Source organism: Okeania sp. SIO2B3, from assembly GCF_010672525.1.
Taxonomy (GTDB): domain Bacteria; phylum Cyanobacteriota; class Cyanobacteriia; order Cyanobacteriales; family Microcoleaceae; genus Okeania.
Genome location: NZ_JAAHGH010000027.1, coordinates 63,902 through 73,115 on the forward strand (window position 1 = coordinate 63,902; position 9,214 = coordinate 73,115).

The 9,214-nt window shown below is 36.5% G+C and carries 8 protein-coding genes and 1 pseudogene; all 9 read right to left on the reverse strand.

The window, feature by feature from the left end:
• Nucleotides 1–59 precede the first annotated feature (59 nt).
• Nucleotides 60–237, reverse strand: a pseudogene (locus F6K15_RS19200) (IS1 family transposase); the annotation flags it as partial.
• A gap of 62 nt (nucleotides 238–299) precedes the next feature.
• The gene (locus F6K15_RS19205; protein WP_363268290.1) at nucleotides 300–1,415 is read right to left on the reverse strand and encodes a CU044_2847 family protein; all 1,116 of its coding nucleotides are present in this window, start codon (nucleotides 1,413–1,415) and stop codon (nucleotides 300–302) included.
• Between the two features lie 129 nt (nucleotides 1,416–1,544).
• A complete protein-coding gene (gene hypA / locus F6K15_RS19215; RefSeq protein WP_293063304.1) occupies nucleotides 1,545–1,880 on the reverse strand; it encodes a hydrogenase maturation nickel metallochaperone HypA in 336 nt (111 codons plus the stop codon).
• A gap of 177 nt (nucleotides 1,881–2,057) precedes the next feature.
• Entirely contained in the window at nucleotides 2,058–2,834 is a 777-nt protein-coding gene (locus F6K15_RS19220) for a Uma2 family endonuclease (protein WP_293063306.1), read from the reverse strand.
• 761 nt (nucleotides 2,835–3,595) lie between these two features.
• On the reverse strand, nucleotides 3,596–5,017 hold the full coding sequence (locus F6K15_RS19225; protein ID WP_293063308.1) for a protein kinase: 1,422 nt from the start codon (nucleotides 5,015–5,017) through the stop codon (nucleotides 3,596–3,598).
• 665 nt (nucleotides 5,018–5,682) lie between these two features.
• Nucleotides 5,683–6,771 (reverse strand): hydrogenase expression/formation protein HypE, encoded by a 1,089-nt coding sequence (hypE, locus tag F6K15_RS19230; protein WP_293063310.1) that lies wholly within the window; start codon nucleotides 6,769–6,771, stop codon nucleotides 5,683–5,685.
• A gap of 165 nt (nucleotides 6,772–6,936) precedes the next feature.
• Nucleotides 6,937–7,401, reverse strand: a complete 465-nt coding sequence (locus tag F6K15_RS19235; protein WP_293063312.1) for a GNAT family N-acetyltransferase — start codon at nucleotides 7,399–7,401, stop codon at nucleotides 6,937–6,939.
• Nucleotides 7,402–7,691: 290 nt separating this feature from the next.
• Entirely contained in the window at nucleotides 7,692–7,916 is a 225-nt protein-coding gene (locus F6K15_RS19240; protein ID WP_293063314.1) for a 4-oxalocrotonate tautomerase family protein, read from the reverse strand.
• A 244-nt stretch (nucleotides 7,917–8,160) separates the two neighbouring features.
• A partial coding sequence (gene hypD, locus F6K15_RS19245) for a hydrogenase formation protein HypD (RefSeq protein WP_293063315.1) occupies nucleotides 8,161–9,214 on the reverse strand: 1,054 nt, incomplete at its 5' end.

A 9,214-nucleotide genomic window follows, 5' to 3' on the forward strand; every position in this document is an offset into this window, starting at 1 on the left:
TCTTTCTTTCCTCCTGACTTCCCCTCCTGGGAGGGGCTCGCGGGTGGTTTGACTCCTACTGTATTCTGCTTACGACTATGAACCCAAATCCAATTGAAATAGGCGATCGCCAACCTTACTGTTATCTCAAACAAGTTGCCATAGCTTACCAAATTTATTCTGTCGGCGATGGCATCGACCGTTCTGCTGTCTGATACCATTTGTGCGTTCCAATTGTTGTGTATGGTCTTTACTAATTAGGCATTTGTTGAGGTTGAATGTTTTCTACGATAGTACAGCGTGTCAAAGAAACTAAGAAACTATACACCAGGCAAATAAACCACACGGAAACCTCTGTTATTGTTGCAGAAGTCGGCATCGCCCCAGAGACGGAAGGTACTCCGACAATTCCAAGGTTCATCCTCCCAATACCCACCACGAAGCACTCGTATCTTAATATCTCCTCCAGTCTCCCAAGCACTACCATCATTAGGCGCACCTTCATAGTTATCGTGTCTAATATCCTGACACCACTCCCACACATTCCCGTGCATATCATATAAACCAAAAGCATTAGGAGGAAAAATCCCCACATCAGTTGTCTCTCCTCGATATTCACCTTTGGGAGCATCGCCATAAGTATAGTTACCATTATAGTTAACTAAATCAGTCGTTATAGTTTCCCCAAAATAAAACGGTGTGGTTGTACCAGCACGACAAGCATATTCCCATTGACTCTCACTGGGTAGTTTGTAGGTTTTCCCAATTTTTTTGGATAACTTTTGACAAAATTTTATAGCATTGTGCCATGTTACAGTTTCTACAGGGCGCTTTCCTCCTTTAAAGTGAGAGGGGTTTTCACCCATAATAGCTTGATATTGGTCTTGAGTAATAGGGTATTTACTCATATAAAAAGGTTGCAAAGTAACTTCATGTTGGGGAGTTTCACAATTATCTGTTTCTACTTGATTTTCTGGGGAACCCATAACAAAACTACCCCCAGGAATAGAAACCATTTCCAACATTATACCTTTACCCAAATCTTCAGTAAAAAATACTGCTTCATGGGAACTACGATTAATTTCTTCACCTTTGCTATTTACCGTTATTACATCAAATGGTTTTGGTGCAATTGGTTTCAGAACTAACTTCACTTTTAAATTTGCATCTGGTTTTCCTTTAGTAATATAGAGATTACCTTCCCCCTCGAAATTAAAACCTACTTCCACCTCAGCTTGTTCAATTTCCATATCTTTATTAATTTCTTGCCAAGCTTCAGCAATAGGACGACTAATACTAACTAATATAGGTTTAACTTGTGCAAAACTAGATTTAACATCTTTAGCAACATTAGTAGAAATCGGCTTTGCTTCATTATCTGGAACTTCAGCTTCAACCAAAATCCCATCTTCCAGTTTAATTAGTCTGGTGGCCATGTATGTTGATTCCTGAATTTAACTGCTATTCTATTCAAGCACATCACAGTAATTTGCTCTATGAATTTAGAATAATACCAATTTGATAACTATTTGTAGCAAACAGTTATCAAATTGTTATTACACACATTATTCTTCTACTTCCATTTCTTTGATTTTAAGTTCTTGACCTTTAATAATATCGATTTCCACACTATTACAAATATGACAAACGCCGAATGGTTGCTCAAGGGGAATTTCTGCTCCACATTGACGACATTTTCCTAAACCGGGAATTTTGATAATTTCTAATTTTGCACCTTCTAAAACAGTACCTTTACTACAAACGTCAAAACAAAATTCAATCGCATCAGGCATAATGGCAGAAAGTTTACCTATTTCTAAAGTGACTCGTTTGACTGATTTATCCTGAGCATTTTCGGCAACTATGGCAACAATATTTTGAGTAATTCCTAGTTCGTGCATATTTACATAATTTTTCCAGTTTTTCAGGTAATTATTAAGCGAACAATTCGGGAATAAGCAGAGAATTTTCAGCTTCAAAAATTCAGTCCCAGACTATTTATATTGACTGATGAAAAAACTATTTTCTCTCTCCCAAAAAAATCTCAGTAGTAGGCGGTCGCTCACCACATTTTTTAACTACAAAAGTTCATCAGGGTTAATACCTCTTTCCCTGAGAATTTCTGCTAGTCGGTCAGCACGTTGTTTTTCTTGTTCAGCACGTTGTTTTTCTTGTTCGGCTCGTTGTTTTTCCTGTTCGGCTCGTTCATCTCCAGTTAACAAAATATTCCCCGAATCATCACACCAGCGCAACCAATCAAATTCTTTTTCTTCAAAAATACCATGCCAAATTGTTAAACCTAATCCCACTTGAGACAAATATAAATTCCCTAGCTCTACATAACTATTACCTCGTAATTCATATACTCGTAAAATAGTTTCCCCAAGTTGTTTAAGTGGGTCAAAAATGACATAATAACCAACCGCAGCAAAAGCATAATCTTGTAATTTACTACCTAGTTCATTACCGATTTTATTAGAGACAATTTCGATAGCTACTTCTGGAGGTTTACCAAAAGAAAATACAAAATAAGAACGATTCTGTTTTTGACTCCAATCTTCGGGTACTTTGACTCGTAAACTGAGGAGAACGTCTGGTACGAGGGGTGGTATTTTATTGCCGTAAAAAAGCCCGACATTCGCAGTTGCTAAAAATGGTAAGTCTGTTGAAAAAGAACTATATAAAGTAGTAGTTAATAGTCGTTGTTGTTTCTCAGTAATTAAATGATCTACAGGAGTATCATCCTCAGTAATAACATCACTAATATCTGGTTCTAAAAATTCAAAATCTTCTGGTTGCTTTTTGAAACTTTTGAGGGATGACTCAATATTTGTTTGTGTTGGTAATGTAGACATAATTTTTTTCCTTATCTGTGATTACAGCAGTTTTCTAGTTGATGAGTTACAAAGTTTTATTGCTCTAAGGAACAGGGAATTTAACGAAGTCAGAAGTCAGAAGTTAACCCACCCCTAGCCCCTCCCAGGAGGGGGAGGGGAAGTAGGGGATTTGATCCCCGCTCCAAAAATATTTGGCCTTAAAAAAAAGGGTTGCGCGACCCAATTATTTTGATAAGAATAGTTCTATAAGTGTACCTCACTATCCTCAAAAGTGCTTTCATTAATTGATAATTGATAATGGATAATTGATAATTACCTCTGGTTAAAACCGAGAGGATTGAATATCAGGAAATATTATTTCTTTTTTCCCCTTAAAAGGGTAGGCTTTAAACCAGAATTATTTAATTATTAATTATTAATTGTTGAAATACTGCCACAAAGCATCAACTTTATCTGGTGCACAAATATCCTCACTTGTTAATTATACAAAATCTTGTAAACGACGATTTTAAAAAAGTTCTAGCAACTTTAATTATTTCTGCTTCTGGATAATTAGAATGAACCCAAATATTAACTTCAAACGAATTTATTACGGTTGACTGAAGTAAGAATTTAACCAGATGATACTTATCGGAAAATCCAGGAAGTTATTGATATTTATTAATTTCTATAATTTCAATTTTAGCATCAAAAAAAATTGTCATGTTCTTCAAATATTCAGGTTGTGAACTTCAAAAATTTATATTAAATCTATGGTAGTCCTGTACATACAGCCTAAATTAGTTCATTATGTCATCTATACCTTTAATATATAACCTTCTGACATTTTCTTTTAAAGTAGTAAAATTAGGTTCCTTTAGAGAAGTTCTGAGTAACGGGGTTTTACTGTTTTCATATTTATCTAAATATTCATGTACATATGAATCTTCACCAGCAACCATCTTACTGAAAGAACGCTGTCTATGAAGTTCTGACTTAGGAATATAGTGTTTAACATAAACTAAGACAACTTCATTTCCTGTTAAGTATCCTTCAAATCCAGGAGAAAATTGTTTATCTTTATAAGTTATACCAAGACCTGAATTAGAAAATGTTAAATTTTTCCAGTCTATTTCTGGTTGTTTAGTTCTTGCTTTATCTCCTAAAATAAGAAGCCCTAATTTTGGATTATCTTCAGGTATCACAGAGTAAAGCTCTTCAAACAAATCATAAACAATATCATAAACTTTATCAAGAAACTTATGAGCTACATTTATAAATAACCCATCTTTTATATTACTTGATGCTTTATGTTTAATTCTATCTATCAAAAAATTTTCATTAGACTGTTGATTTTCTGATTCTAAAATATCTGTTAAAGCATTTCTAAGAGCAGGAATAGACTGCCAACGAGAACTTATCATTTCTATAAAAGCTGTATCAAAAACCATATTAATTCTTAATAGTATGTGTTCTGGTAATTTTGATAATTTCTCTTGAGCTTTTTCAGTTTGATGTGGTTTGTTTCGTTCTTCATCATAAAGATAAATAGGTTCTTTTCCTGTTATTAGAAAAAATAAAATACCACAAATTTGTGTTATATCTGACCTTGGGTCTCTTTGTAAACCACTTTCTCGTCTATGCTCTGGAAGAAACAAAAACCTATTTCCTACATCCTGTCCTATAGGTGTCACATTTATATCATCTTCTTTGTTGAAAGATAGACCAAAATCTATTAGGAATGGAGTGTCAATATTGTTATCTTTAACAATAATATTGGTAGGCTTAATATCTCTATGGACTATATCTTTTTCATGGCAAAATTCAAGAGTTTTTAATAAATTAAGTGTCAAATTTATCGCATCAAATACATCCATTATCCCCTTACTTATGAAGTCATATAGAGTACTTCCTTCTATAAATTCAATTACCATATAGAGAGGGAAATCTTTATCTCGAAAATACTGGGAATTTGAATCAATTAACTTTGGTATATTAGGGCAATCTAATACATTTAGTCTCTCTATAGCAGTTACTTCAATGTGCATCCTTGAACGCCTTTCAAGACTTTCTTGGTTTTTAAGCTTCTTGAGTATATATTTGCCAGGAGGAAACAAATCGTTTTTAGGTTCTACTAGAAAAATCAGACCTTGACCTCCACTACCAATTTGCTTTTGTTTAGGAAGTTTCCAGTCTTCATCCCAAGGTTTTTTCTTGCTCATAAATTTTAGTATTAATAGAAAAAAGCTTATTATTTATACCACAACATTGTTGAGAGCTACCCTGTTTAACTTCAGTAATTTTTACTGAGGTTAGATTTATGTTTATTAGCAAAGCAGAAGCACAAAAAGCTTTTGGGTGATAATGGTTGTCATGTTTGTTATACGTTCAAAATATGTCTTCAAATTGTACATCTTTCTGTTCCGGAATAGTTTTTAACAAATTCTTGGCAGTTGGTCTCCTACTAACATATCCACAAGAGGAAATGTCTAATAGTCGTTGAATTTTAGGAGGGGTTGCTCATCCCCTTTCTGTTCCGGAATAGTTTTTAACAAATTCTTGGCAGTTGGTCTCCTACTAACATATCCACAAGAGGAAATGTCTAATAGTCGTTGAATTTTAGGAGGGGTTGCTCATCCCCTTTCTGTTCCGGAATAGTTTTTAACAAATTCTTGGCAGTTGGTCTCCTACTAACATATCCACAAGAGGAAATGTCTAATAGTCGTTGAATTTTAGGAGGGGTTGCTCATCCCCTTTCCGTTCCGGAATAGTTTTTAACAAATTCTTGGCAGTTGGTCTCCTACCAACATATCCACAAGAGAAAATGTCTAATAGTCGTTGAATTTTAGGAGGGGTTGCTCATCCCCTTTCCGTTCCGGAATAGTTTTTAACAAATTCTTGGCAGTTGGTCTCCTACTAACATATCTACAATACGCTCGGTGCCAAAAGTGGTTTGCAACAGTAAAATTCCTGGAGGAGAAGCAATAACTTCGCCCACAATAGCAGCATCAATACCCGCAGGATGAGATTTCATTGCAGCTAAAACAGTTTCCGCTTTTTCTCCAGGAACCACTGTCACTAACTTACCTTCATTAGCAAAATATAAAGGGTCGAGACCGAGAATTTCACAGACTCCCTGCACCTCCTCCCGCACTGGTAGGGAAGATTCAAAAATTCTTATCCCTACTTCGGAACTCATGGCAAACTCATTTAATACTGTTGCCACACCACCACGGGTAGCATCTCGCATTGCCCTAACTTCCGGACAAACATCCAGAATATTATCAACCAAACCATTCAAAGGTTGAGTATCGCTTTTGACTTCCGTTGCTAAAGCTAGGTCTCCACGGGCGATCGTAATAGCTGCTCCGTGGTCGCCGAGATAACCATTTACAATAATGGCATCCCCTGGTTGAAGATTTTGGGCAGAAATAGAAACGCCGGAGCGAATTACACCTACCCCCGCAGTATTAATAAATAATTTGTCCGCAGCACCTCGGTGAACAACCTTTGTGTCTCCAGTGACAATTTTCACTCCGGCGACATCTGCTGCAGTTTTCATACTTTTGGCTATTTCTCGGAGGGAGTCAACAGGGAAACCTTCCTCAATAATTATTCCGCAGGAGAGATATAAAGGTTTTGCTCCACTTACTGCTAGATCGTTAACAGTACCGTTGACTGCCAGTTCGCCGATATTGCCTCCGGGAAAAAAGATGGGGTCAACTACATAAGAGTCGGTGGTAAAAGCAAGTCTGTCTCCTTGAGCAGTAAAAGTTGCCAGGTCAAATGTTGCTTGGTCTTCTAGTTGAGATAGGGTGGGGTTATCAAAGTTGCCGACAAAAATATCTTCTATGAGGTCCCGCATTGCTTTACCACCGCTACCGTGGGCGAGGGTAACGTTGGTGTCGCGTACTTTTGTCTGGCGACGTCGCGCTTGTTCGATTTTTTGAAATAAAGAATGTTGTTTGGGTGTCATTTCAGTTATCAGTTATCAGTTATTAGTTAAATTAAATGATGTAGACATAATTTTTTTTAATTACCTTTTCTTTTGCGAGTTTAATACCCCACCATTAACGATAGTGCTTAAAAATGTTTGGGGTTTTAATTCATAAGGAATTAGACCTTCTGCCTTCTGCCTTCTTCAATGAATTTCCAGGCGACATAATCTCACTTTTTCTATTATCTTGGCTCCCATTTTTTCGTAAAAATTAATACCTTGAGAATTATTAATATTCACAGTCCAATCAATTCTACCGCAACCTGTTTCTTCAGCTATTTGACACAGACGAGTCATTAAAGCTTTACCAATTTTTTGACCTCGGTATTCTTCTTTTAAATACAAATCATCTAGCCAAATACCAGGTTTAGCTAAAAAGGTGGAATAAATTCGATGATAACTAGCAAAACCTACAACATTACCTCCTACTTCAGCTAATAAAATATAAGTTAGGGGTATTGGGCAGAATAAATCTTTCTTTAATTGCTCACTTGTTGCTTTTAAAGATTCGGGACAGCCGTCAAATTCTGCTTTTAAATACAGCAATTCCATAATTGTTTTTATATCATTGGGAACTGCATCTCTGATTACTATGTCTTGATTCAGCATAATTTTTAAACGGTAATTTGAACTAGCTATCAGCTTGGACGTTCCGGAATGCGACCCTTGTCAACATTTAGCTGGAGCGCTGAAAAATCAAGGGTTTAAGTCCCACAAGCTTATTTGAAAAATTAGTGGTGCGCCTTTTATGGGGGTTTGTAGACGTGGAGCGACTTCTATTGAGTATCCCCCATTATACACCTTGAGAAGCTGATTGCTGATTGCTCATTGCTGAGTGCTACTTCAAAATAATTAATTGCTGACTTTTTCAAATTAACCGTCAATTTTTTCCAGGCAAATTAACTATTATTTTCTACTTTTTCTGCATGACGACCGGGATGTTTATCAATATGAAGTTGACCGCCAACTGCCCAATTTTCTCGACTAAATTCGTCGATATGAACTGTCACCCATTCTGGCTTTGTTCCTAAAGTAGAAACAACAGTATCAGTCACAGCTTTTGCTAGTTTACGCTTGAGTTCAATTGAATGACCATCAGCAATTTGAATAGTTATAAATGGCATGGTTTTTTCCTCCTATTTTACTAATATATATAGAACCACTATTGAATCTATTAGACATCTCCTCTAAAAGAGGGAGTAGGAACGTTGTATGCAACGTCCGTACAGGGAAATAATTGATAATTTATGTGCGAAAATTGATTTTATTTTTGATTATTGGAGATGTCTATTTGATATTAAAATTAAATACTTTATCTTCTTCCTTCTTCCCTCTTCCTTCTTACCTCTTCCTTCTTCCTTCTTATCCTTATTTGATATTAAAACTAAATACCTTATCTTCTTCCTCTCTTGGTGCGCATTCCCTTGCGTCTGCCGCCGACGCGGGGTCGCACCGCTTCTTCCTTCTTCCCTCTTCCTTCTTAAACAACCTTCCATATTTATAATAAGCAGCACAAGCACCTTCTGAGGAAACCATACAAGTGCCTATAGGATTTTCTGGAGTACAAGCAGTACCAAATACTTTACATTGCCAAGGTTTCAAAACACCTTTGAGAATTTCCCCACATTGGCAAGCTTTAGCATCAGCAACTTTTTTATTCGGCACGCAAAACTTAATTTCCGCATCAAAACAAGCATAAGCATCAGTAATTTTTAACCCAGACTCAGGAATATCTCCCAAACCACGCCACTCAAACTTATCCCGCACTTCAAATACTTTGCCCATTGCTTCCAGTGCTACCTTATTACCTCCTTCTTTCACCACACGACTATATTGGTTTTCTACCTCGCAACGACCTTCTAGCATTTGCTGTAATAACATCCAGATAGACTGCAAAATATCCAGAGGTTCAAATCCTGATACTACTAATGGTTTACGATATTTTTCCGAAATTACGCGGTAGGGTTCGGTACCAATAACCATACTCACATGACCAGGTCCAACAAAACCTTGTAATTCTAAATCTGGGTTACTCAATAATGCTTCTAAAGCAGGTACAACCAAAACATGATTACTAAAAATACTGAAGTTTTCAATACCTTCCGCTTCTGCTTGCAAAATAGTTAAAGCTGCACTGGGGGCAGTAGTTTCAAAACCTAAACCAAAGAAAATCACCTCTTTGTCTGGATTTTCCTGAGCTATTTTCAAACTATCCAGGGGAGAATAAACCATCCGAATATCTGCACCTTGAGCTTTTGCCTGCAACAAACTTTTTTGAGAACCAGGCACCCGCATCGCATCGCCGAAAGTCGTAAAAATAACACTGGGTTTTTCCGCCAGAGCGATCGCATCATCTAATCTACCCCTGGGCATTACACAAACCGGACATCCAGGGCCATGTATTAGTTCGATATTATTAGGA